We start from the raw sequence: 22,537 nt of genomic DNA on the forward strand, positions 1-22,537 counted from the left end.
CATGAGCGACGCAGCCGCTGCACCGACCGAGGGGGAGCGCCGGGCGCTCGCGGGCCTGGAGACCTCCGGTGTCGCGTTCGAGGTCACCCGCCACGGACCGGTCCGGTCGCTGGCAGAGGCGGCCGAGGCGCGCGGCGTCGATCCGGCCGGAATCGTCAAGACGATCGTGGTGCGACGCGGCGACGACGACTTCCTGTTCGTGCTCGTCCCGGGCGACCGGACCATCTCGTGGCCCAAGCTGCGCGCGCTGCTGGGCGTGTCCCGGCTCTCGATGCCGGACGCGGCCACCGCCAAGGACGTCACCGGCTACGAGCGCGGCACGATCACCCCGTTCGGGTCGCTGGTCGCGTGGCCCGTCGTCGCGGACTCCCGGGTGCCCACCCGGACCGTCTCCATCGGGGGCGGGGCGCACGGGGTGGCGGCGAACGTCGACGGGGCAGAGCTCGTGCACGCGCTCGACGCGACGGTCGCGGACGTGACCGACCCCGAACCGCCCGCTACTTCGTGACGAAGGTGGTCGGCCGGACCGTCAAGATCACGCGACGGGCGGCGTCGGTGATCTCGTAGGCCTGGCCGTACCGCGCCTGGAGCGACTTGTAGAAGCTGGCGACCTCGTCGTCCTGGACCGTGGACTCGACGGTGCCGCGGACCTCGAGCGAGCGGTACGGGTCCTCCGGGTCGTGGATCGAGATCGCGACGCGGGGCTCGTGCTGGAGGTTCTTGAACTTCTGCCGCGTGGACGTGTGCGTGAACCGGAGCACCTCGCCGTCCCAGACGAACCACATGACGCTGCTGTGCGGCGAGCCGTCGGGCGCGACCGTGGCGAGGTGCGCGAACAGCGGGCGCTCGAGCAGGTCGGCGTGGCTGGGCGGGAGCTCGTGGTGGGCCATCGCTCGAGGCTAACCGGGAACCGCCCGCGGTCGGTGTCCGTTTCTCCCCTCGGATGGCGCGATCCCGCAGGACGGGTAGCGTCGTCCCGCCGGAAAGGAGCTCCGGTGCCGCGTCGGGCATGAACCGAGGAGCTATGGACCTGATCGAGCACGCGGCCGCGGCCGGCACCATCCGGGTCCAGGCGCAGGGAGCTCGGACCGTCATCGTCCTCGTCGGAGAGATCGACGCGGCGCTGCGCGACGAGGCCAGTGCCTGCATGGGCCTCGCGCTCGTGACCGGCGACCCGGTCGTCATCGACTCCACCCAGGCGACGTTCATCGACTCGTCCGGCATCGCGTTCGTGCTCCAGCTGCACCTGGCGGCGTCCGAGGCGGGGATCCCCGTCACGCTCCTGGACCCGAACCGCGTGCTGCGGGACGTGCTGGACATGGTCGGACTGTCCGGAGAGCTGCCCGCGGAGCCTGTGACGCGCGTCTGACGCAACACTCCTGCCGGGGTCGGCGGGTGTGTCGGTGGGCTGGTCTACGTTCGCGGCATGCGGTTGCTGCACACGTCGGACTGGCACCTGGGCCGGACGCTGCACGGGGTCGATCTGCTCGACCACCAGGCGGCGTACCTGGCACACCTGGTCGACGTCGTGCGCGCCGAGCAGGTCGACGCGGTCGTCGTCGCGGGGGACGTGTACGACCGGGCGATCCCGCCGGTGGAGGCCGTGACGCTGCTGTCCGAGACGCTCGCCCGGCTGGCCGAGCTCACCACGGTCGTGGTCACGTCCGGCAACCACGACTCGGCCACGCGGCTGGGCTTCGGCTCCGCGCTGATGCGGGACCGCGTCCGGCTGCGCACCCGGGTCGCCGGGCTGGCGGAGCCGGTGGTGCTTCCCGACGACGACGGCGACGTGCTGGTCTACGGCATCCCGTACCTGGACCCCGACTTCGCACGCGTCGAGCTGGCCGAAGGCCCCGAGCCGCTGGCCCGGTCGCACGAGGCGGTGGCGTCGGCGGCGATGCGGAGGGTCCGGGCCGATCTGTCGACGCGCTCCGGGCCTGCCCGGCCGCGGTCCGTGGTGGCCGCGCACGCGTTCGTGATCGGCGGGGCGCCGACGGAGTCCGAGCGGGACATCCGCGTCGGCGGCGTGGACCAGGTGCCGGCCGGGGTGTTCGCCGGTGCGGACTACGTCGCCCTGGGCCACCTGCACGGGCCGCAGGTGGTGTCGGGGGTGGACGGGACCGTCCTGCGCTACAGCGGCTCGCCCCTGGCCTACTCGTTCTCGGAGCAGCACCACGCCAAGTCGTCCGTGCTGGTGGACCTGTCGGGAGGATCCGTTCGCACGTCGCTGGTCGACGCGCCGGTGCCTCGCCGGCTGGCGGACGTGACCGGCACGCTCGAGGACCTGCTCGGCGCCGCGGGCGAGCCGCACACGGACGCCTGGACGCGGGTGACCGTCACGGACGCGCACCGGCCGGACGACCTCTACCGACGCGTCAAGCAGCGGTTCCCGCACGCCCTCGTCGTGCAGCACCGCGCGGCGGAGGCCGTCGGGGCCGGACGTGCGGCCGTCATCACCGCGGCGCACGACCCGCTCGACGTGGCCGCCGACTTCCTCACCCACGTCACCGGTCGTGGCCCGACGCCGGCCGAGGCCGCGGTGCTGCGTCGCGCGTACGAGGACGTCGCCGCCATGGAGCGGAGCGCCTGATGCACCTGCGCTCCCTCACTGTCCAGGCGATCGGCCCGTTCGCCGGCCGGCACACCGTCGACTTCGACGCGCTCGGGCAGTCGGGCCTGTTCCTGCTCGAGGGGCCGACCGGCTCCGGCAAGTCGACGCTCATCGACGCGATCGTGTTCGCCCTCTACGGGAAGGTCGCGTCCAGCGAGGCGTCGGAGGAGCGGCTCCGCTCGGCCTACGCCGCCGACGACGTCGAGAGCGTGGTCGACCTGGTGTTCGAGGTGCCCGCGGGGGTCTACCGCGTGCGGCGCACACCGGCATACCAGCGGGCCAAGCGACGCGGCTCGGGCACCACGACGGCCAACGCGACGGTCAAGGCGTGGCGGCTGCCGGCCGGGGTCGAGCTCGACCCGTCCACCCTCGACACCCTCGGGGTCCCGCTGGGCAACCGGCTCGACGAGATCGGCACCGAGATCCAGAAGGCGGTCGGTCTGGACCGTACCCAGTTCGTGCAGACGATCGTGCTGCCGCAGGGCGAGTTCGCGCACTTCCTGCGGGCCAAGCCGGAGGAGCGGCGCGGTCTGCTGCAGGAGATCTTCGGCACCGAGGTGTACGACCGCCTGGCCCAGCGACTGGCCGAGATGCGCCGGGAGGGCGACCGGGCCTGCGTGACCGCCCGGGCGGAGCTCGCCTCCGCGTCGTCGCAGCTCGTCGGCGCCGCCCGGCTGACCAGTGAGGACGCGGCCGAGGTCCGCGCCGCGATCGACGCGGCGGTGCTGCGCTCCGAGGGTCTGGTCGCCGGCGTGCAGACGGTCGTGGCCGCTCGGACCGACGGGCTGCTGAGGCTGGCGGAGACCGCCCGCGCGGCGGCGACCACCGCCGAGGAGGCACGCAGGCACGCCCGGGCGCTGCTCGACCAGGTGACGGCCACGGACGCGCTGCTGACGCGCCGCTCCGCTCTGCGGACAGAGCGCGCGGCTCTCGACGCCGCCGCGGACACGAACGCCGAGGCGGTCCTGCGGCTGACGGCCGCCCGCGCGGCACAGGCCGTGCGACCGCTGCTGGTCGGCCTCGAGCGTGCGGAGACCGCGCTGGACGGAGCACGCAAGGCGCTCCGGGCCGCGCTCGACGCCGCACCCGAGGACATCGCGGTCCCACCCGCGGGCACCGCGCTGCGCGCGCACGTGCAGGCCACGGGCCGGGTGGCCGTCGAGGAGGCGGCCGCCCTCGCGCGGCTGGTGGACGTCGAGGCGGGGCTGGAGGCTCGGCGCCGGACGGTCCGGGACGCGCGCCACGCGATCGACGACCTGGTTGCGGCGATCACCGCGGACGACGTGTGGCTCGGGGCGCGGCCGGCCGCGCGCACCACCCTGCTGACCGAGCTGGAGGCGGCCCGCACGCGTGCGGCTCGGCGGGCGGACCACGAGGCGGCACTCGCGTCGGCCTCCGAGCTGGTCGCCGCACACCGGGAGCTGGTGGCGACGGAGACCTCCCTGGCGGCTGCGGTCGAGGCGCGAGCGGCAGCCGCGACGGTCGCGACGGCGGCGCTGGACCGTGAGCGCGACCTGCGGGCCGCGCGCATCGCGGGCCTGGCGGGCGAGATCGCCGCGGGGCTCGACGACGGAGACCCGTGCCCCGTGTGCGGGTCCGCGGTGCACCCCGCGAAGGCCGTGCTCGATGCGGACCACGTGTCCGCCGAGCGGGTCGACCGCGCGGAGGCGGACCGCGCGAGGGCCGAGGCCGGTCTGCGCGAGGCGGCCGAGCGGTGCAGCGGACTCACCGAGCGCGTGGACGCCCTGCGCTCCCGCGTCGGGCAGGTCACGGCTGACGACGCCGGGCAGCGGACGGCGGTCGCGCGCGGCGCACTCGACGAGGCCAGGGCGGCCGAGGCCGCGGTGGCCCGCCTCGCGCCGGCGCTCGACGGGTTCGACGCGCAGACACACGATCGGGAGACCGAACGCTCCGCGACGGTCGCGCGCCTGACGGGGGACCGGTCGGTGCTCGAGGTGACCGTGCTGGACCTCGACGCGTCCGAGGCGGGCGTCGTCGCCGGTCGCGGAGAGCACCCGACCGTCGCGGCGCGGCACGCGGAGCTGCTGGGACGGTCGGCCGCGGCCGCCGAGGTCCTCGAGGCCCTGGCGGAGGAGGAGGCGGCGCAGGACGAGTGGCAGCGTCGTCGCGACGAGCTGACGCAGGGGCTCGCCGACCACGGGTTCGACTCCGCCGGAGCCGCCCGTTCCGCGACGGTCGACGCCGAGGTGCTCGCCGAGCTGGACCGGATCGTCACCGCGTACGCGTCCGCGCTGGACCGGGTGGCCGTGGGACTGGCCGAGCCGGCGGTCGCGGAGCTGGCGGAGGACCTGGCGGTCGACCTCGACGGCACGCGGTCCGCCGAGACGCTGGCCCGGACGCGCGCCGAGGAGGCCGCGGGTGAGGCCCGGGTCGCCACCGAGCGCGCCGCGGCCGCGACCGCCGCCGCGGACGAGGTGCTCGCCGCCGCCGTGGCGCTGGCAGGGGCGGTCGAGGCTGCCGGTCCGGTGGCCCGGCTGGCCGACCTGACGGGCGGTGGCGGTGGCGACAACGCCCGCAGCCTCTCGCTGGCGACCTTCGTGCTCGTGCGCCGGTTCGAGGACGTGGTCGCCGCCGCGAACGAGCGGCTCCTGCTCATGTCCGACGGGCGGTACGAGCTGGTCCGCAGCGACGAGAAGGAGGACGTCCGCGCGCGGAACACCGGGCTGGCCATGCGCGTCGTGGACCACGTCACCGGGCAGCCCCGCGACCCACGCACCCTGTCCGGCGGCGAGACGTTCTACGTGTCGCTGTGCCTCGCGCTCGGCATGGCGGACGTCGTCACGGCGGAGGCCGGTGGGATCGACCTGGGCACCCTGTTCGTCGACGAGGGCTTCGGCTCGCTCGACCCGCACACGCTCGACACGGTGCTCGCCGAGCTCGGACGCCTGCGCGCCGGGGGCCGGGTGGTCGGGGTCGTGTCGCACGTCGAGGCGCTGAAGCAGTCGATCGCCGACCGCATCGAGATTCGACCCACCGCGGCGGGACCGAGCACGCTCATGGTGCGCGCAGGCTGATACCTGCAGCTCACCAGGCCCAACCGCGGGACGCGAGCTCGACCTCCTCGCGGAACCGCTCGGCGGGGTCGCCCTTGGCCGCCGGCTGGACCTCGACGCCCGCCAGCTGGCACGCCTCCAGCAGCAGCTGGTCGTAGGCCAGCTGGGACGCGATGATCCGCTCGGCGCGGGCGAAGGTGTGGGGATCCAGCTCGAGCGAGCGCACGTGGTCCGCGACGACGCCGAGCCGCTCCTGCACGCGCAGCGTCATGAACGGGTCGTACACGGGCGGTCGCGGGGGACGCAGCCGGGCGGCGAGCCGCTCCAGCCGGGTGGCCAGGAACGTGCGCCATCGCGGCGGCTCGTCGGGCGACGGGAACAGCTGCCAGATGGCCCCGAAGACGAGCGCCGGAAGGAAGAAGACCGCGGCCAGCAGTACCCAGCTCATCGTGCGTCCTTCATCGAGCGCGTACCGCCAGGCTAGGTCGTCACTGTGACCTACGCCACACCTTTGCGCCGGAGCGAGGTTGCGATCCGGTGACGCCGACGGCTCAGCCCGGGCAGGGCACCACATCGGGCTCGTCCGCGGGGGTGCGGGGCCGCGCGGCGGCGAACGCGCGGGCCGTCGTCGCGGGCACGTGGTCGCGCTCGGCGCTGGCGACGGAGACCAGCTCGTCGGCGGTCTCCGCGGTCTCCGCGGACGCCACGACGTCCTCGGCCTCCGCGACCGGCCCGCGGGACCAGGAGCGGCGCACGGCGACCAGCAGGACGGCCGCGACGAGGATGACGCCCGCCATCACGGCGCCCATCGTCACCGCGGTCGGCTCCCCGCCGAAGCTCGTGACCGGGGCGATGAGCGCGCCGAGCCCGAACTGGAGGGCACCGAGCAGCGCCGCTGCCGACCCGGCGCGGTGCGGGTTCGACGCGAGCGCGATGGCCGGCGCGGACGGCAGGACGAAGCCGGCGGTGCCGAGGGTGAGCACGAGCAGGACGGTCACCGGCCAGAAGGGTGCACCGAGGAGGGTCGTCGCGAAGAGCGAGAGGCTGAGCACCACGCCGGCGGCCACGGCCCCGGACAGGATCTGCTCCGGACGGAACCGGCCGACGAGCGCACCGTTGATCTGCGACCCGGCGGTGATCGCGACCGCACCGGCGGCGAACACCCAGCCGAACTCCTGCGGCGAGAGGCCGTAGCCCTGCTGGAACACGAACGTCGACGACGCGACGTAGGTGAACATGGCCGACAGGTAGAACGCGGACATGAGCGCCAGCCCGAGGAACGGCAGGTCGGTGAGCAGGTCGCGGTACGTGCGCAGCGCCGCCCCCGTGCCCCCGGTGCGGCGCAGCTCGGCCGGCAGCGACTCGCGGAGCGTGAACCACGCCGTGACCAGCAGGAGCGCGCCCGCGGACGCGAGGAACACGAAGATCAGCCGCCACGACCCGAACAGCAGCAGCTGGGCGCCGATGGTGGGGGCCAGGATCGGGGCGACGCCGACGACGAGCATGAGACGCGCCATGACCTTCGACACCGCGAGCCCCTCGTACCGGTCGCGGACGATCGCGAGCGACAGGACCATGCCGGCGGCGGCGGTGAACCCCTGCACGAACCGCAGCGCGGTGAACGCGGTGATGTTCTCCACGAGGGCGAGGCCGACGGACGTCAGCACGTAGACCACGAGCGCGCCGAGCAGGGGCCGGCGGCGACCGAACGCGTCCGAGATAGACCCGAACAGCAGCTGCCCGAGGGCGAGGCCGGCCAGCGAGGCGGCGATCGTCAGCTGGACGGCCGCAGCGGTCGCGTCGAGGTCGTCGGCGATCTGGGGGAACGCGGCGAGGTACGTGTCGAAGGTGAGGGGGCCGATGGCGGTGAGCGCCGACAGCAGAAGGACGAAGCCGACACTGATGCGCGTCGCGGGGATCCGGGCCATGACAGACCCAAGGTTGCGGGGCGCAATCATCTTCCCGGCCTGTCCACCCTGTGGGATCGGTTCCGGAGGGTCGCGTCGAGGCGGGGCCGTGCGACGCCGATACTTCGGCGGTGAGAACCCGTGCGAGCGCGACGCTGCTGGTCGCGCTGGTGCTCGCCGTGCTGTTCGCGGGCCAGGGCCCGGATGGCGCCCCGACCGCGACGGACCCGTCGCCGTCCGCGGCCGCTCCGACGCCCACGTCCGCGCGCACGCCGGAGGCGCGGTCGGCCCTCGCGGCCGCGGTCCTGCTGCCGGTCAAGGGTCGCGCACCCAGGACCGGCTACGACCGGGAGCTGTACGGCCAGAGGTGGAAGGACGTCGACCGCAACGGCTGCGACACCCGCAACGACATCCTGCGCCGTGACCTCGACGCCCAGGTGCTCAAGGACGCAACCCACGGGTGCGTCGTCGCGTCGGGCACGCTCCAGGACCCGTACTCGGGCGAGACGATCCTGTTCGTGCGCGGGCAGGGGACGTCCGCTGCGGTGCAGATCGATCACGTGGTCGCCCTGTCGGACTCGTGGCAGAAGGGCGCCCAGCAGTGGGACACCGCCACGCGCGAGGCCTTCGCCAACGACCCGCTGAACCTGTTGGCGGTGGACGGTCCGCTGAACCAGCAGAAGGGCGACGGGGACACGGCGACCTGGTTGCCGCCGAACACGGCGTTCCGGTGCGCGTACGTGGCGCGGCAGGTCGGCGTGAAGCAGGCGTACCGGCTGTGGGTGACGCAGGCGGAGCAGGACGCGATGGTCCGCGTGCTGTCGACGTGCCCGGACGAGCAGCTCCCGTCCTGACCGGGCGCGCGGTCGCACGTGCCCCTACCGTGAGCGCGTGAGCGGACGCGGTGTGGTCGGGGCGATCGTGGTGGTCGTCGTGCTTGCCGGCGGGGTGCTGGTGGCCGACCGGGTGACCCACTCGACCGCGGAGCGCCGGGTGGCGGAGGCGATCGAGCAGAACCTCGAGGTCGTCGGCACCCCCACGGTCGAGATCGGCGGGTTCCCGTTCCTCACGCAGCTGCTGGCCGGCTCGGTGGACGACGTCACGGGCGCGGTCGACGGGGTCACGCTCGAGGGCATCGACGCGACGGACGTGACGATCGACGCGCAGGACGTGAGCACGTCCGAGCCGTACACGCTGGGCACGGTGACGATCTCCGCGACGCTGCCGACGGCGTCGATCGACCAGATCGTCGCGGACCGGTCGCAGCTGGACATCACGGTCGCGGTCGACGGCGGCACCCTGACCGCCACGGGCACGGTGCTCGGCCTGGAGCTGGCGGCGGACCTGGTGCCCCGGGTCGAGGACGGTCGGTTGCTGGCGACGGTGGACAACGTCCAGTTCGCCGGGCTGACGGTCTCGGTCGCCGACCTGCCGCGCGCCATCGGCGCCCGCCTGACCGACATCGAGATCCCCGTGAGTGGGCTGCCCGAGGGCCTGGTGCTCTCCGACGCGACGGTGGTCGCCGACGGTGTCCGCGTCACCGCGACCGGCACGGACGTCGTCCTGCCCGCCGAGGCGCCCCCCGCTCGGTAGGGTCCGTCCTGCCTGCCCGCCCGGGTGGTCGACGACGGACGAAGGACCCCTGTGGACTGGCTCGGCGACGCGTGGCAGGACATCACGACCCCTCAACCCGTGCCGCCGAGCACCGTGGTGCTCCTCACCGCGGCGGGGGTGCTGCTCGTCCTGCTCCTGCCGACCGCGTGGCACGTCGCCCGGCACGGACTGACGATCGTGCACGAGGCCGCGCACGCCGGCGTCGCTGTCCTCGTCGGCCGACGGCTGTCCGGCATCCGGGTGCACTCCGACACCTCGGGCCTGACCGTCTCCGTGGGCAAGCCGCGGGGTCCGGGCATGGTGGCCACGGTGGCCGCGGGGTACCTCGGCCCCGCCGTGCTGGGCGTCGGCGCGGCGTGGCTCCTGTCCCGCGGGTACGCGGTCGCGCTGCTCTGGATCCTGCTGGTGGTGCTGGTCCTCGTGCTGGTGCAGATCCGCAACTGGTACGGCCTGTGGGCGGTGCTGGTCACCGGTGCGCTGCTGGTCGGGGTCACCGTGTGGGGGTCGGCGACCGTGCAGAGCATCGCCGCCTACGCGATGACCTGGTTCCTGCTGCTCGGTGCGCCGCGCGCAGTCCTGGAGATGCAGTCGGAGCGTCGACGGGGGCGCCGGCGCGGGGTGCCTGACACCTCGGACGCGGGCATGCTGGGGCGGCTGACGCACACGCCCGGTGCGCTCTGGGTGGGCATCCTGCTGCTCGTGTGCCTCGCCGCCCTGGCGCTCGGTGCCGTCTGGCTGATCGGGCTGCAGCTCTAGAACAGGAGCCGCATGACCGGGCGCTCGGGGGAGCGGCGCGCCACCTCGACGAACCCCGCGGCGGCGAACGTCGTCGCGTAGCCGGTGCTCGTCGCGCTGGGGGAGACCGCGCCGTCGAGCGGGTAGGCCTCGACCGCGGGTGCGCCGGCCGTACGCGCGAGGTCGACCGCCCCGGCGACCAGCTCAGCCATCACCCCGGCGCGTCGCTGACCCTTGCGGACGTAGAAGCACGTGACCGCCCAGACGGGCACCTCGTCGACCCGGCGCAGCCGCCACTGCCGGTCGATCGCCGGGACGGCCTCGCGCGGGGTGATCTGGCACCAGCCGACCGCCACGCCGTCCCGGAACGCCAGCACGCCCGGCGGGGGGCCGGCGGTCACGACCTCGTGCAGGTCGGCGCGGTTCTGCTCGGCGGGCCGGCGCCGGTACTCGGGGCCGATGCGCCACGCCATGCACCAGCACCGCGCGGCGGGACCGCCGTGGTCCAGCAGCTCCTCGAGCGCCGGCCACAGGTCGGGGGTGAGGGGCGCGACGACGGTCACGGCCCCGACGCTGCCCCGAGCCGCAGTGGTCGTCAATCCGCGCACTGTCCGTGCCTCGGTCACCGGATCTCACCCGCCGGTCGCCGGCACCGGCTGAGAGTCACGCCGTGCGGCCGGCGACGCGAGGGTGGTCCCTCCACGCGGGCATCGTCGCCATGTAGGCCAGCGTCTCGCTCTCCAGCTGCTCGCGCGGCGCCGACGGGTGCTGGCGTGACTGCCAGCTGACCATCCGGTCGAAGCGCTCGTCGAACGCCTGCAGGTTCCCGTCCGCGTCGGTGCAGTACGCGCAGTACTGCCCCGACTCGATCGGCATGCCGCAGCTGTCGCAGTGCAGGTCGTGGGTCGTCACGGTCGTGCTCCTTGGTTGAGTGCTTCCAGGGTGCCGACGAGGGCCGCACGGTCCTCGGCGGACAGGGTGGCTGCCGCGCGCGCGACCAGCTCGGTGGACAGGACCTGGCGCTCGCGGTCCAGGGCGTCGAACCCGGCCGGCGTCAGCCAGACGAGCGTGCGGCGCCGGTCGTCGGGATCGGGCTCGCGTGCCAGCAGGTCCTTGGCCTCGAGCTGGGTGACGATGTCGCTGACCACGGACTGCGCGCGGTCGAGGTGCTTGGCGGCCTCGCCGACGGTCAACGGGCCCGTGTGCGCGAGGTGCAGCAGCACGGCCCGCGACGCTCCGGACATCTGCGACCGCTTGCCGTCGCGGCGGTGGAACCGCAGGTAGGCCTGCTGGAACGCCGCCTCGAACGCGCGCGCGAAGGCCTCGGGGTCGTCGGCGGGGCTCGATGCGGTCATGACAGCCACGGTGCTCCGGAGGCAATCCATCGTCAATCCCGATGGATCGTGGTGCCGACGACGCACCGACCCAGCTCCCGGTCCAGCGCGTCGCGCTCCGGCGCGGTGACCCACAACCCGTACGCCGCCTTCACGCGCACCTGCCGCAGCGCGTAGACGCAGCGGTACCCGCGGTTGGGCGGCAGCCAGGTGGCCGCGTCGCCTGCACCCTTCTCCTGGTTGGCGGGGCCGTCGACGGCGAGCAGGTTGGCGGGGTCGTTGGCGAACGCCTCGCGCTCCACCGCGGACCACTGCTGCGCACCGGTCTGCCAAGCGTGGGAGAGCGCGACGACGTGATCGATCTGGACGGCGGCCGAGTCGGGTCCGCGCGCGAATGGGACCGGCACGCCCGTGTAGGGGTCGTCGAGCGTGCCGCTGAGCACCGCGCAGTTCTCGACGACCGTGTCGGTGAGGTCGCGCCGGAGGATGTCGTTCCGGGTGTCGCAGCCGTTGCGGTCCACGTCGGCCCACGCCTGCCCGAACCGCTCGCGCGCGTACCCGGTGCTCGGCGCCCGGCCGCGGACCGGCAGCGCGTCGAGCGCGACGCGTCCGGCCGCGAGGTCGTCGGCCGTCACCGCGTACCGGGCGGCGACGCGGGCCTGGGACCAGGCGGGTGCTCCCGCACCGATCGCGACGCACGCGACGAGGCCGACCAGCCACGGGCCGGGGCGCTGCCAGGAGGTCACCCGTCCAGGGTCGAGGTGGCACGCGGCACGTGTGCGCTCCCCTGGGGATCGCGCGGGGCTGTGGGCGGCCCGGTTGACTTCGAGTGCGCTCGAAGGCGCACCATCAACCATGAGCGTCGTGACGGACCGGGTGACCCTGAGCATCGCCGAGGCGGCCGAGGCCACCGGCCTGACCACCCACGCCCTGCGCTACTACGAGCGCGACGGGCTGCTGCTCGACGCGGTCGACCGGGCGTCCTCGGGCCACCGCCGCTACTCCGAGGACGACCTCGGCTGGATCCGCATGGTCACGCGCCTGCGCTCGACCGGCATGCCCATCCGGGAGGTCCGCCAGTACGCCGACCTGGTCCGGGCCGGCGACGGCAACGAGGCCGAGCGGCTCCAGCTGCTGGTGGCGCACCGCGACCGCGTCCGGCAGCAGCTGCCCGAGGTGGCCACGCACCTGGACGCGATCGAGCTCAAGATCGACCTGTACGAGCGCAGGACCTGCACGAACGCCTGACAGGACCTCCGCGATCCGGCACGTACGGTCGCTCACGTGCCCGACCACCGCTCGCGTGAAGACTTCGTACCGTTCAGGGGAACGAACCCTTCACGCGAGGAGGGGCCGCGGCAGCGCATGCTCGCCGCGCTCGCGGCCGTCGGGCTCGTCGTCGTCGGGCTCGCGATCTCCCGCTCGGACGGGCTGCTCGCCGACAAGGCCGGTGACGTCCTGTACGCGGCGCTCGTCTACGCCCTGCTCGTCGTGGTCGCTCCGCGCGCCCGCCCGTGGACGGTGGCTGCCGTCGCGTTCGGGTGGTGCGCGCTGGTGGAGCTCGCGCAGCTCACCGGGATCCCCGCCGCGGTCGTCGACGCGGTGCCTGCCGCGCGGTACGTGCTGGGGACGACGTTCGCCGCGCTCGACCTCGTCGCGTACGCGGTGGGCGCCGCGCTCGCGGCGTTCGTGCGGCGGCGGTCGGCTGTGCCAGGCTGACCCAGCCTGAGCCGGATCGAACAGTGGAGCGCCGATGGATCCGTCGTACAGCCTGGCCGTCCGGCTGGCCTGCGAGTTCATCGGCACCGCGATCCTCATCATCCTGGGCAACGGCACGGTCGCGAACGTGCACCTCAAGGGCTCCAAGGGATACCGCGGCGGGTGGTCGCTGATCGCGATGGGCTACGGGTTCGGCGTGATGATCCCGGCGCTCATGTTCGGCGGGATCAGCGGCAACCACATCAACCCCGCGTTCACGCTGGGCCTCGCGGCGTGGGGGCTGTTCCCGTGGAGCGAGGTGGCGCCGTACATCGTGGCGCAGCTGCTGGGCGCGATGGCCGGCCAGATCGCCATCGTCGTGACGCACAAGCCGTACTACGACCTGACGACCGACCCGGACGACATCCTCGCCACCTTCTCGACCGTCAACGCGGCCCACTCGCGGCTGAACGGGTTCCTGTCCGAGCTGCTCGGCTCCGTGGTGCTCTTCTCCTGCGCGCTGGCGATCGTGAACTCGCCGCTGACCGTGACCGAGCCCGCCGTCGCGCACCTCGCGCTCGGGTTCCTGGTGTGGGGACTCGTCGCCGGCCTCGGCGGTCCGACCGGTCCGGCCCTCAACCCCGCGCGTGACCTCGGGCCGCGCCTCGTGCACGCGTTCCTGCCGCTGAAGCACAAGGGCTCGTCGGACTGGGGGTACTCCTGGGTGCCCGTGGCGGCCCCGCTGCTGGGCGGCCTCATCGGCGTCGGCGGCTGGTACCTGCTGCTCGGTTGACGTCCAGCAAGACGAAACCGCGTGCCAACCGGCATGCTCAACCCCGGGGGTGATCGGACATGGCCGCAGACACCAGCATCTTCCGACGCAAGTCGGCCGAGGACTCCATGGAGGAGTCGCTCGATCCCGAGCGGGCGCTGCGCCGGACGCTGACCACCTGGGACCTCATCGTCCTGGGTGTCGCGGTCGCCGTCGGCGCGGGCATCTTCTCCGTGGGCGCCACCGCGGCGGCGAACTACGCCGGACCGGCCGTCATCGTGTCCTTCATCATCGCCTCGATCGTGTGCGGCCTGGCGATCATGTGCTACGCCGAGTTCGCCTCGACGCTGCCGGTCGCCGGCTCCGCCTACACGTTCTCCTACGCGACGATGGGCGAGTTCGTCGCCTGGATCATCGGGTGGGACCTCATCCTCGAGATGCTGCTGGGGTCGGCCGTCATCGCGAAGTTCTGGGGCGTGTACCTGGCGGACGCCCTCGGGCTGTTCGGCTTCGAGGTGCCGACGACGATCGCGATCGGACCGGTCGACGTGGACTGGGGTCCGGTGGTCATCGTCGGGGTCTTCACCACGCTGCTGGTCCTCGGCACCAAGCTCAGCACGCGCGTGAACAGCATCTTCACCGTCATCAAGGTCGCGATCACGATCTTCGTCATCGTCGTCGGCTTCTTCTACGTGGACAAGGCCAACTACTCGCCGTTCGTGCCGCCGTCTCAGCCGGCCCCGGAGCGCACCTCGCTCGAGCAGCCGGTGTTCGCGTTCCTGTTCGGTCTCGAGCCCACGTCGTACGGCGTGATCGGCATCCTGGCCGGGGCGGCGCTGGTGTTCTTCGCGTTCATCGGGTTCGACGTCGTCGCGACCACCGCAGAGGAGACCAAGGACCCGCAGCGGACGGTCCCGCGCGGCATCCTCGGCGGCCTGGCGATCGTCACCGTGCTCTACATCCTGGTGACGGTGGTGGTCACGGGGATGGTGTCCTACACCGAGCTGGCGGCGGAGGACACCCCATCGCTGACCACGGCGTTCGTCCTGGTCGGTGCTGACTGGGCGGGCCGCGTCATCTCCGTCGGGGTCCTCGTGGGCCTCACGTCGGTGCTCATGGTGCTCCTGCTGGGGCTCACGCGGATCGTGTTCGCCATGAGCCGCGACGGGCTGCTGCCCCGCGGGGCCTCGCGGACCTCCGCCAAGTACGGCACGCCGGTCCGCCTGCAGATCGGGGTCGGCATCGTCGTCGCGATCATCGCGGGGCTGTCCGAGGTGGAGCTGCTGGAGGAGATGATCAACATCGGGACGCTCTCCGCGTTCGTGCTGGTCAGCTTCGGCATCCCGATCCTGCGCAAGCGGCGGCCGGACCTCCAGCGCGGGTTCCGGGTGCCCTGGTCGCCGGCGCTGCCGATCATCGCCGGGGTGGCGTGCCTGTGGCTGATGGTCAACCTGACCACCCTGACCTGGTTGCGGTTCCTCGCCTGGTTGGTGGCCGGCGTCGTCATCTACTTCGCGTACTCGTACCGGCACTCGATCGCTGCGAACCCGCACTTCGACTCGCGCACGGGCGCGAGGCTCTAGGACGCGATCGGCTCCAGCACGAACAGCGGGATGAGCCGGTCCGTCTTCGCCTGGTAGCTGTCGTACGCGGGCCAGACCGCGGTGGCGCGCACCCACCACTCGTCGCGCTCGGTGCCGCTGGTCTCCCGCGCGAGGTAGTCCTTCTTCACCGCGCCGTCCTGGAGCTCGACGTGCGGGTGCTCGACCAGGTTGCGGTACCAGGCGGGGTTCTCGGGGGTCCCGCCCTTCGAGGCGACCACCGCGTAGCGGCCGTCGTGCTCCACGCGCATGAGGGCGGTCTTGCGCAGCTTGCCGCTGGCGGCGCCCACCGAGGTGAGCACGATGACGGGCTTGCCCTGCAACGTGTTGGCCTGCTGGCCGTCGGTGCGCTCGAAGGTCTCGGCCTGCTTGCGGGCCCAGTCGGACGTGCTCGGGAGGTACTCACCAGTCAGGGGCATGTCGGTCGGAACGGGGGAGGCCCGGCGAGCATTCCCCGCCGGGCCGTCGCCGCTACTTCTTCTGCTCGTCCAGGTACTCCTTGGCCTTCTCGACGACGCTGTCGACCTGGCTGTCCTGGGTGTCGTTGGTCCGCGACTTGACGGCCTCGCCGGCCTTGTCGAGCGCGTCCTTCGCCTGCTCCTCGTGCCCGCTCAGGGCGTCCTTCGCCTTGCCGACCAGATCCTCGATACCCATGGGACGTGCCCTTCTCTCGGAGACGCCTCAGTCTGACCCCGCCGCCGCGGGCTCGCCCACCGAGCCGTGCTCGACCGTGGTGCGGGGCATGGAGGCAGCGGCGGCGACGGTGGCCAGCGCGACCAGGGTCACGGCGCCGAACGCGAGGGTGACGGCGTCGCCGAACTGCTCCGGGTTCTGCGTGGGGGTCTGGCCGCCCATGAGCGCGTTGACCAGGGCGCCGAGCGCCGCGACGCCGACCGCGCTGCCCATGGACCGCGCGAACAGGTTGGCGCCCGTGACCACCCCGCGGTCGCCCCAGCCGACGCTCGACTGGGCGGCGATGAGGCTCGGGGACGCGACGAGCCCGAGCCCGATGCCCGAGACGAAGCACGCGAGGCCGACGGCCCAGATCGACGGGTGGGTCGAGGCGACCGCGAGCCCGGCGGTACCCAGCACCACGACGCCGGAACCGATGAGCATGGTGGTGCGGAAGCCCAGTCGCAGGAACAGGCGCCCCGACTGCGACGCGGCGATCGGCCAGCCGATGGTGAGCGCCGCGAGCGTGAGGCCGGACGTCAGCGGCGAGACGTCGAGCAGCGCCTCCAGGAACGTCGGCACGTACGACGTGAGTCCGATGAGGATGATCCCGACACCCACGCCCACCAACGCCGACGCCCGCAGCAGCCGCCGCGAGAACACCCACAAGGGCAGCACGGGCTCCTCGGCGCGCAGCTCCACGCGGACGAACGCGACCAGCAGCACGCTGCCGACGACGAACGCCCCGACGCTCGGCACGGAGAGCCACTCCCACGCGTTCCCGCCCTCGAGCAGCGCCAGGATCAGCAGGCTCATCCCGGTGGTGAGCAGCACACCGCCGGCCCAGTCGATCCGGTGGCTGGTGCGTTCGACGGTCTCGTGGAGGTAGCGGACCAGCAGCCAGGCCGCGGCCAGGCACAGCGGGATGTTGACGAAGAAGATCCAGTTCCAGGAGAGGAACTCGGAGAACAGCCCGCCGAGGGTGGGCCCGACCACCGACGAGACGCCCCAGACGCTCGCGATGTACCCCTGCGCCTTGGCGCGCTCGGCGACCGTGTAGATGTCCCCCGCGATGGTGATGGCCATCGGCTGCACGGCGCCGGCGCCGAGGCCCTGGATCGCGCGGAAGGCGATGAGCGCGGGCATGCTCCACGCGAACCCGCAGAGGATCGAGCCGAGCAGGAACAGGCCGATGCCGAGGAGCACGACCGGCTTGCGGCCGATGGTGTCCGCCAGCTTGGAGTAGATCGGGACGCTCACCGCCTGGGTGAGCAGGTAGACGGAGAACAGCCACGGGAAGCTGGTGAAGCCGCCGAGGTCCGCGACGATCGTGGGCACCGCGGTGGCCAGGATGGTGGCGTCGATGGCGACCAGGCCGGTGGTGACCATGATGGCGACCAGGATCGGGCCGCGGTCGGAACGGAATCCGACGCCGGTGCTGCTCAGGGGGATCTCCTCCGGTGGTGGATCGTGCTCGACCCTAGGCTGGCGGTGTGACGCACGAGTATGCGATGACGGGGTTCACCGTGCGCGAGCACCGGGTGGAGGTGCCCGTCGACTGGTCCGCGCCGGATCGGTTCGGGTCCCTCGAGGTGTTCGCGCGCGAGCTGGTGGACCCCGAGCAGGCGTCCGACGACCTGCCCCTGCTGCTCTTCCTCCAGGGTGGACCGGGCGGTCAGGGTCCGCGACCGTTGGGCGGCGGCTGGATCGCGAAGGCCCTGGAGACGTACCGCGTGATCCTGCTGGACCAGCGGGGGACCGGGCGCTCGTCGCCCGTGGACGGTCGCGTGATCAGCGGGTTCGACGACGCCGCTCGGGCCGCCGACTACCTCGCGTGCTTCCGCGCGGACGCGATCGTCGAGGACGCCGAGCACCTGCGGCGGACCGTGTACGGGGGTCGGCAGTGGGCAACCCTGGGGCAGTCGTACGGCGGGTTCGTCACGCTCACCTACCTGTCGCGGCACCCCGGCGCGCTGACCCGGTGCTTCGTCACCGGCGGGCTGCCGCCGGCGACGGCCACGGCCGAGGAGGTGTACGCGCACACGTACCGACGTCAGGCGGCGCGCAACCGCGAGCTCGCCCGGCTGCACCCGGCGGACGTGCCGCTGCTGGGACGGATCGCGGACCGTCTGGACGGGGTGGCCCTGCCCAACGGCGACCCGTTCACGCCGGAACGCCTCCAGCAGCTGGGCATGCCGCTCGGCATGAGCACCGGGGTCGACGAGGTGCACTGGCTGCTGGACACCGCGCTGGGCTCCGACGGGTCGCCCTCCCACGGGTTCCTCGCGGCGGTCGCCGACCGGACCGGGTTCGACGCGAACCCGCTGTACGCGGTGCTCCAGGAGGTCATCTACCACCAGGGCGACCGCGAGCCGGGCTGGGCCGCGCAGGCCGAGCACGACCGGTGCCCGCCGTTCGCGGCCGACGCCCGCCCGCTGCTGCTCACGGGCGAGGTGATCTTCCCCTGGATGTACGACCAGCACGCCGTGCTGCGGCCGTTCCGCGGTGCCGCCGACGAGCTCGCTGCGCGCACGTCGTGGCCGGCGCTCTACGACCTGGACCGGCTGGCGTCGAACGAGGTGCCGGTGGCGTCCGTGCAGTACTACGACGACCCGTACGTGGACCTGGACCTCGCGCTGGCCACGGACGTCGGCCACCTGGACGTCTGGATCACCAACGAGCACCTGCACGACGGGCTCCGCGTGGCCGGCGACACGATCCTGCCGCGGCTGTTCGACCTCGCGGCGGGCAAGGCGCACGTCACGGGGCGCTAGGCGTCCGGACGTGCCTCGTGGCCCGGGCGGCCGTGGGTGCGGTTCTCCTCCTTGAGCCGCGCCTCGTACACGTGCCGACGACCGGCCATGAGCTCGTCGCGGACGCGCTTCTCCGCCGCCTCGAACACCCGGTAGTACTGCTCGTCGTACTCCTCGACCACCTGGAACGTCCACCGGCCCGGCAGCACGTTGCGGCCGACGAGCTCGGCGCGGAGCTCGTCGGCCAGCTCTTGGTGCCCCGCGTCCGCCAGCTGGTCCAGGGCCTCGGCCAGCTCGTTGTCCGCGCGGCCCGTGAGCCGGTGGAACGCGTAGAGCATGCCGCGGGCGTGCTCGACCACCTCGAACGCGGCGGTCAGGGCGCCGACCGCGTCGACGACCTCCTCCGGGGTGCCCGGAGGCTCGCGGTGGGCGTCGTCGCGCTCGTCGGCCATGTGTCGATCGTGGCCGCGCGCACCCGATCGCGCTCGTCGGACCAATGTGCAATCAGATGGTTGCTATTCGACGCGACCGCGCTTATCGTCGATCTGCAACCAAACCATTGCAGATGCGAGGAGCAGACCATGAGCCAGGACTTCACGACGACCTACACGGTCGACCAGACACCCGCCGAGGTGTTCGCGGCCGTCACCGACGTGCGCGGCTGGTGGGTCGACGCGATCGAGGGCGGGACAGCCGAGCTGGGCGACGAGTTCACCTTCCACAACGAGCCCATCCACCGGTCCGTCCAGCGGCTGACCGCGGTGGTGCCGGGGGAGCGCGTCGAGTGGCTGGTCCTCGAGGCGGAGCTGAACTTCGTCGAGGACACGGCCGAGTGGGTGGGCACGCGGATCCGGTTCGACATCACCCCGACCGACTCCGGTACCCGCCTCACGTTCACGCACGTCGGGCTGGTGCCGGCGCACGAGTGCTACGAGATCTGCCACGACGCGTGGAGCTGGTACATCAACGTCAGCCTCAAGCGCCGGATCACCACCGGCGTCGGCCAGCCGGGTCAGGTGCCGGCCGAGGCGCTGCGCACGCCGGTGGTGCTGGGCGCCGTGCTCACGGACGGATGAGGCCCGGGCTGGACAGGTGGTCGCGGGCGGCGAGGAGCTCGGAGACGATGAGCTCCTCGCGTCCCGGGCTCAGCGACGCCTTCATGAGCGAGGCGCCGAGCGCGAGCGGTTCCGACCCCGGACGCTTCGGGGGGAGCAGGACGGCCAGGCCGTACACGCCGGCGTTCGTCTCCCCGTCGTCGACGGCGTAGCCGCGCTCGCGGGTGGCCTCGAGCTTGGCCAGCAGGCCGTCGACCGTCGTCACCGAGTTCTCGGTCCACGCGGGCAGCGACCCGGCCGCCTGGAACCGGTCGCGCACGGCGGCCGGGTCCAGCTCCGCGAGCAGCACGGAGCCGACCGCGGTGACGGTCGCGGGGAAGCGGTCACCCACCGTCGCCGACAGCCGCAGCGGCGCGCGACCCTCGTGGCGCGCGAGGTAGAGCACCGACGTGCCGTCGAGCATCGCGATCTGGAGCAGCTCGTGCTGCAGGACGACCGACTCGGCGCACACGCGGTAGAACTCGCGGATCAGGTCGAAGCCGCGCACGTAGGCGCCGCCGAGCTCCACGGTCTTGCGGCCGAGGGCGTACCCGAGCTCGTTCTTGGAGACCAGGTGCGCCTGCTCGAGGGCGATGCAGAGGTTGAGCGTCGAGGACTTCGCCAGTCCGAGGGTCCTCGCGATGTCCGTCAGCCCGAGCGGTCGACCCTGCTCGGCGAGCAGGGTGAGGATCGCGGCCGCGCGGGTGACGGCAGGGGCTGGGCTCTTGTCGTCGTCCTCGATCGGTGGCACCGGTGCACGTCCTGGAGAGTGGGTCGAGGGGATCGGGGCTGCGGTCATCGTAGGCTCGGCGGGCGCGGCCGGTCAGTAGAAGTGGACGGTGTCCACGCGGTTGACCAGCGGCTGGGCGTCGAGCAGGCGGGTGGCGTTCGCGGCGAACAGCTCGGCGATCAACCGGTCCTCGTTCTCGTTCAGCGCCGCGGTGTGCGGGGAGACCAGCACGTTGTCCATCGCCCAGAGCGGGTCGTCGTGCGGCAGCGGCTCGGTGCTGAACACGTCGAGCCCGGCGAACCCGACCCGGCCGTCCTGGAGCGCCTCGACGAGCGCGCCCTGGTCGATGACGTTGCCCCGGCCGACGCTGGCCACGATCACCCCGGGCTTGACCGCGGCGAAGACGTCCCGCCCGATCATGTGGTGGGTGCTCGCGGTGCCCGGCAGCGTGTTGACGATCGCGTCCGCCTGACCGACCACGGCGAGCAGCTCCTCGGGCGGGACGACCTGCGCCGCCGGGCCGAGCTCGAGAGGGGTGCGGTTGACCCCGATGACCCGCGCGCCGAGGGCGGCGAACAGGGTGGCGACGCCTCGCCCGATGTTGCCCATGCCGACGACCAGCACGGTCATCTCGCTGACCTGCTGCATGGCCCACCGTTCGCTCCACTCGCGCGCGGCCTGCTGAGCCCGCAGTCGCGGGAGCGACTTGGCGCCAGCGAGCACGACGAACAGGGCGAACTCGGCGAGCGGGGTGCTGTGGGGACCTGCGGAGGTGGAGAACGCGATGCGTGCCAGCTCGTCGGCCGTGAGATCGGCGGCCTTGACCTGACCGCCACCCCCGGCGGCCATGGTGTGCACCCAGCGCAGCCCCGGGTTGGCGCGGATGGTCCGCGCCAGAGACTCCGGGTCGGTGTCCGGCAGCCCGTACAGCGCGTCCGCCGTGTCGACGAGGGCGTCGAACCGGGCCTGGTCGTCGGCGGAGCGACGGAAGGCAGGGTCGCCCTCGTGGTCGCCGGGCCAGCGCATGGGCGGGAGCAGCCCCTGCTCGCACACGACGTCGATCCGCGGCTCGAGCCGGCTGAGCAGCGCGCAGTGCTCGTCGGTCAGCGGGGTGGCGACGACCACCCGGAGGCGATGCGAGGGGGTGCTCATGGAGCTCCCTTCCCGGTGCGGTCGGCGGCCACGACGACGTTGCGCAGGGTGCCGAGCCCGTCGAGGGTGATGGCGGTCGTCGACCCGGCCACGACGATGGCCGACGTGGCGGGCGCCCCGGTCAGGAGCAGGTCGCCCGGCCCGAGGGTGACGTGCGCGGTCACGTAGCAGAACGCCTCGACCGGGTCCCAGGCGAGCCCGGCGGTCGACGACGTGGCGACCCGCGCGCCGTCGACGTCCACCTCGATGCGGACGTCGGTGAGGGTCGACAGGTCGGTCTCGATCCACGGTCCGACGGGCGTGAACCCGTCGCCGTTCTTCGCCTGCGTGAACAGCGAGTCCAGGGGCACCTGGTCCACGGCCGTGACGTCGTTGCCGATGGTCCAGCCGAGCACCACGTCGGCGAACTGGTCCGGTGTGACGTGACGGCAGGTGGTGCGGACGACGAGGGTCAGCTCGCCCTCCGCCTTGACCGCGCCCGCTCGCTCGTCGAGCCAGATCGGGTCGCCCGGACCGACGACGGTGCGTGCCGACTTCATGAAGGCCTGCGGGGGCACCCCGCGGTCGGCGGGTCCCGAGTTGTGCGCCATGCCCAGCACGACGGCCGGCTCGACGGGCGCGAGCAGCCGGGCGCCGTCCTGCGGGACGCGCACGCCGGTCCGCACGAGCGGCCGGGCGAAGAGGTCGACGACGACGGCCCAGTCGTCACCGTCGGCGACCGCGGGCACGGGACCGGCGTCCGTCGCGATGCGTGCCAGGCGCATCAGCGCACCTGGAGGTCGGAGAAGGAACTGCTCATCGACGGGTCTCCAGTCGTGGGTCGCTGTGGCGTGCGCCGTAGCCGCGTCGC

27 protein-coding genes are annotated in these 22,537 nt (G+C 73.0%); 13 read left to right on the forward strand and 14 right to left on the reverse strand.

From position 1 onward, the window contains the following. Window position 1: 1 nt before the first annotated feature. A complete protein-coding gene (locus HP550_RS07835) occupies window positions 2–508 on the forward strand; it encodes an aminoacyl-tRNA deacylase (RefSeq protein WP_175347030.1) in 507 nt (168 codons plus the stop codon). Here the strand turns inward: HP550_RS07835 and HP550_RS07840 are convergent. Then, a complete protein-coding gene (locus tag HP550_RS07840; RefSeq protein ID WP_175347031.1) occupies window positions 498–890 on the reverse strand; it encodes a PPOX class F420-dependent oxidoreductase in 393 nt (130 codons plus the stop codon). The two genes, HP550_RS07835 and HP550_RS07840, sit on opposite strands and share 11 nt — an antisense overlap. Before the next feature lie 134 nt (window positions 891–1,024). On the opposite strand from HP550_RS07840, the gene HP550_RS07845 reads away from it, so the two are divergent. The 3 genes from HP550_RS07845 to HP550_RS07855 are packed head-to-tail and all read left to right on the forward strand — an operon-like array spanning window position 1,025 to window position 5,646. Then, window positions 1,025–1,369 (forward strand): STAS domain-containing protein, encoded by a 345-nt coding sequence (locus HP550_RS07845; protein WP_175347032.1) that lies wholly within the window; start codon window positions 1,025–1,027, stop codon window positions 1,367–1,369. A 57-nt stretch (window positions 1,370–1,426) separates the two neighbouring features. After that, a complete protein-coding gene (locus HP550_RS07850; protein ID WP_175347033.1) occupies window positions 1,427–2,590 on the forward strand; it encodes an exonuclease SbcCD subunit D in 1,164 nt (387 codons plus the stop codon). Then, entirely contained in the window at window positions 2,590–5,646 is a 3,057-nt protein-coding gene (locus HP550_RS07855; RefSeq protein WP_175347034.1) for an AAA family ATPase, read from the forward strand. The genes HP550_RS07850 and HP550_RS07855 overlap by 1 nt, the downstream gene beginning before the upstream one ends. 10 nt (window positions 5,647–5,656) lie before the next feature. Here HP550_RS07855 and HP550_RS07860 read toward each other — a convergent pair whose 3' ends face one another. Then, window positions 5,657–6,073, reverse strand: coding sequence for a hypothetical protein (locus HP550_RS07860; protein WP_175347035.1), 417 nt, complete (start codon window positions 6,071–6,073; stop codon window positions 5,657–5,659). 103 nt (window positions 6,074–6,176) lie between these two features. Next, entirely contained in the window at window positions 6,177–7,553 is a 1,377-nt protein-coding gene (locus HP550_RS07865; RefSeq protein ID WP_175347036.1) for a multidrug effflux MFS transporter, read from the reverse strand. A 110-nt stretch (window positions 7,554–7,663) separates the two neighbouring features. Between HP550_RS07865 and HP550_RS07870 the strand changes: the two genes are divergently transcribed. The 3 genes from HP550_RS07870 to HP550_RS07880 are packed head-to-tail and all read left to right on the forward strand — an operon-like array spanning window position 7,664 to window position 9,902. Beyond that, entirely contained in the window at window positions 7,664–8,386 is a 723-nt protein-coding gene (locus tag HP550_RS07870; protein WP_343048046.1) for an HNH endonuclease family protein, read from the forward strand. Window positions 8,387–8,423: 37 nt separating this feature from the next. Beyond that, a complete protein-coding gene (locus HP550_RS07875; RefSeq protein WP_175347038.1) occupies window positions 8,424–9,125 on the forward strand; it encodes an LmeA family phospholipid-binding protein in 702 nt (233 codons plus the stop codon). A gap of 51 nt (window positions 9,126–9,176) precedes the next feature. Then, complete coding sequence (locus tag HP550_RS07880) at window positions 9,177–9,902, forward strand: M50 family metallopeptidase (RefSeq protein ID WP_175347039.1); 726 nt, start codon at window positions 9,177–9,179, stop codon at window positions 9,900–9,902. Here the strand turns inward: HP550_RS07880 and HP550_RS07885 are convergent. The 4 genes from HP550_RS07885 to HP550_RS07900 all read right to left on the reverse strand — a co-directional run bounded on the left by HP550_RS07885 (window position 9,899) and on the right by HP550_RS07900 (window position 11,961). Further along, the gene (locus tag HP550_RS07885) at window positions 9,899–10,444 is read right to left on the reverse strand and encodes a GNAT family N-acetyltransferase (RefSeq protein ID WP_210767808.1); all 546 of its coding nucleotides are present in this window, start codon (window positions 10,442–10,444) and stop codon (window positions 9,899–9,901) included. The two genes, HP550_RS07880 and HP550_RS07885, sit on opposite strands and share 4 nt — an antisense overlap. 100 nt (window positions 10,445–10,544) lie before the next feature. Further along, window positions 10,545–10,793, reverse strand: a complete 249-nt coding sequence (locus tag HP550_RS07890; protein WP_175347040.1) for a zinc ribbon domain-containing protein — start codon at window positions 10,791–10,793, stop codon at window positions 10,545–10,547. Continuing rightward, the gene (locus HP550_RS07895; RefSeq protein ID WP_175347041.1) at window positions 10,790–11,236 is read right to left on the reverse strand and encodes a MarR family winged helix-turn-helix transcriptional regulator; all 447 of its coding nucleotides are present in this window, start codon (window positions 11,234–11,236) and stop codon (window positions 10,790–10,792) included. The genes HP550_RS07890 and HP550_RS07895 overlap by 4 nt, the downstream gene beginning before the upstream one ends. Window positions 11,237–11,268: 32 nt before the next feature. After that, window positions 11,269–11,961, reverse strand: coding sequence for an HNH endonuclease family protein (locus tag HP550_RS07900; protein ID WP_343048047.1), 693 nt, complete (start codon window positions 11,959–11,961; stop codon window positions 11,269–11,271). A 109-nt stretch (window positions 11,962–12,070) separates the two neighbouring features. On the opposite strand from HP550_RS07900, the gene HP550_RS07905 reads away from it, so the two are divergent. The 4 genes from HP550_RS07905 (at window position 12,071) to HP550_RS07920 (ending at window position 15,268) form a co-directional block, all read left to right on the forward strand. Continuing rightward, complete coding sequence (locus tag HP550_RS07905) at window positions 12,071–12,463, forward strand: MerR family transcriptional regulator (RefSeq protein ID WP_175347043.1); 393 nt, start codon at window positions 12,071–12,073, stop codon at window positions 12,461–12,463. 117 nt (window positions 12,464–12,580) lie between these two features. Beyond that, complete coding sequence (locus HP550_RS07910; protein ID WP_175347044.1) at window positions 12,581–12,934, forward strand: ribosomal maturation YjgA family protein; 354 nt, start codon at window positions 12,581–12,583, stop codon at window positions 12,932–12,934. Between the two features lie 34 nt (window positions 12,935–12,968). Further along, a complete protein-coding gene (locus HP550_RS07915; RefSeq protein ID WP_175347045.1) occupies window positions 12,969–13,706 on the forward strand; it encodes an MIP/aquaporin family protein in 738 nt (245 codons plus the stop codon). A gap of 59 nt (window positions 13,707–13,765) precedes the next feature. After that, window positions 13,766–15,268, forward strand: a complete 1,503-nt coding sequence (locus HP550_RS07920) for an amino acid permease (protein ID WP_175347046.1) — start codon at window positions 13,766–13,768, stop codon at window positions 15,266–15,268. On the opposite strand, the gene HP550_RS07925 is transcribed toward HP550_RS07920, so the two are convergent. The 3 genes from HP550_RS07925 to HP550_RS07935 are packed head-to-tail and all read right to left on the reverse strand — an operon-like array spanning window position 15,265 to window position 17,347. Continuing rightward, on the reverse strand, window positions 15,265–15,705 hold the full coding sequence (locus HP550_RS07925) for a nitroreductase family deazaflavin-dependent oxidoreductase (protein ID WP_175347047.1): 441 nt from the start codon (window positions 15,703–15,705) through the stop codon (window positions 15,265–15,267). The two genes, HP550_RS07920 and HP550_RS07925, sit on opposite strands and share 4 nt — an antisense overlap. Before the next feature lie 52 nt (window positions 15,706–15,757). Next, a complete protein-coding gene (locus tag HP550_RS07930) occupies window positions 15,758–15,940 on the reverse strand; it encodes an antitoxin (RefSeq protein WP_175347048.1) in 183 nt (60 codons plus the stop codon). A gap of 27 nt (window positions 15,941–15,967) precedes the next feature. Then, window positions 15,968–17,347, reverse strand: a complete 1,380-nt coding sequence (locus HP550_RS07935) for an MFS transporter (protein ID WP_175347049.1) — start codon at window positions 17,345–17,347, stop codon at window positions 15,968–15,970. A 104-nt stretch (window positions 17,348–17,451) separates the two neighbouring features. Here HP550_RS07935 and HP550_RS07940 point away from each other — a divergent pair, with 104 nt between their 5' ends. Beyond that, on the forward strand, window positions 17,452–18,732 hold the full coding sequence (locus HP550_RS07940; RefSeq protein ID WP_343048048.1) for an alpha/beta fold hydrolase: 1,281 nt from the start codon (window positions 17,452–17,454) through the stop codon (window positions 18,730–18,732). Here the strand turns inward: HP550_RS07940 and HP550_RS07945 are convergent. Next, on the reverse strand, window positions 18,729–19,163 hold the full coding sequence (locus HP550_RS07945; RefSeq protein ID WP_175347050.1) for a hypothetical protein: 435 nt from the start codon (window positions 19,161–19,163) through the stop codon (window positions 18,729–18,731). The two genes, HP550_RS07940 and HP550_RS07945, sit on opposite strands and share 4 nt — an antisense overlap. 129 nt (window positions 19,164–19,292) lie before the next feature. Between HP550_RS07945 and HP550_RS07950 the strand changes: the two genes are divergently transcribed. Beyond that, window positions 19,293–19,787: an SRPBCC family protein gene (locus HP550_RS07950; protein WP_175347051.1), complete on the forward strand. Its 495-nt coding sequence runs from the start codon at window positions 19,293–19,295 to the stop codon at window positions 19,785–19,787. On the opposite strand, the gene HP550_RS07955 is transcribed toward HP550_RS07950, so the two are convergent. The 3 genes from HP550_RS07955 to HP550_RS07965 all read right to left on the reverse strand — a co-directional run bounded on the left by HP550_RS07955 (window position 19,774) and on the right by HP550_RS07965 (window position 22,451). After that, entirely contained in the window at window positions 19,774–20,556 is a 783-nt protein-coding gene (locus tag HP550_RS07955) for an IclR family transcriptional regulator (RefSeq protein ID WP_210767809.1), read from the reverse strand. The two genes, HP550_RS07950 and HP550_RS07955, sit on opposite strands and share 14 nt — an antisense overlap. A gap of 72 nt (window positions 20,557–20,628) precedes the next feature. Then, the gene (locus HP550_RS07960) at window positions 20,629–21,687 is read right to left on the reverse strand and encodes a D-2-hydroxyacid dehydrogenase (protein WP_175347053.1); all 1,059 of its coding nucleotides are present in this window, start codon (window positions 21,685–21,687) and stop codon (window positions 20,629–20,631) included. Continuing rightward, window positions 21,684–22,451 (reverse strand): fumarylacetoacetate hydrolase family protein, encoded by a 768-nt coding sequence (locus HP550_RS07965; protein WP_175347054.1) that lies wholly within the window; start codon window positions 22,449–22,451, stop codon window positions 21,684–21,686. The genes HP550_RS07960 and HP550_RS07965 overlap by 4 nt, the downstream gene beginning before the upstream one ends. Window positions 22,452–22,537: the final 86 nt, after the last annotated feature.

The organism is Cellulomonas humilata, assembly GCF_013359775.1.
Classification (GTDB): Bacteria; Actinomycetota; Actinomycetes; order Actinomycetales; family Cellulomonadaceae; genus Cellulomonas; species Cellulomonas humilata.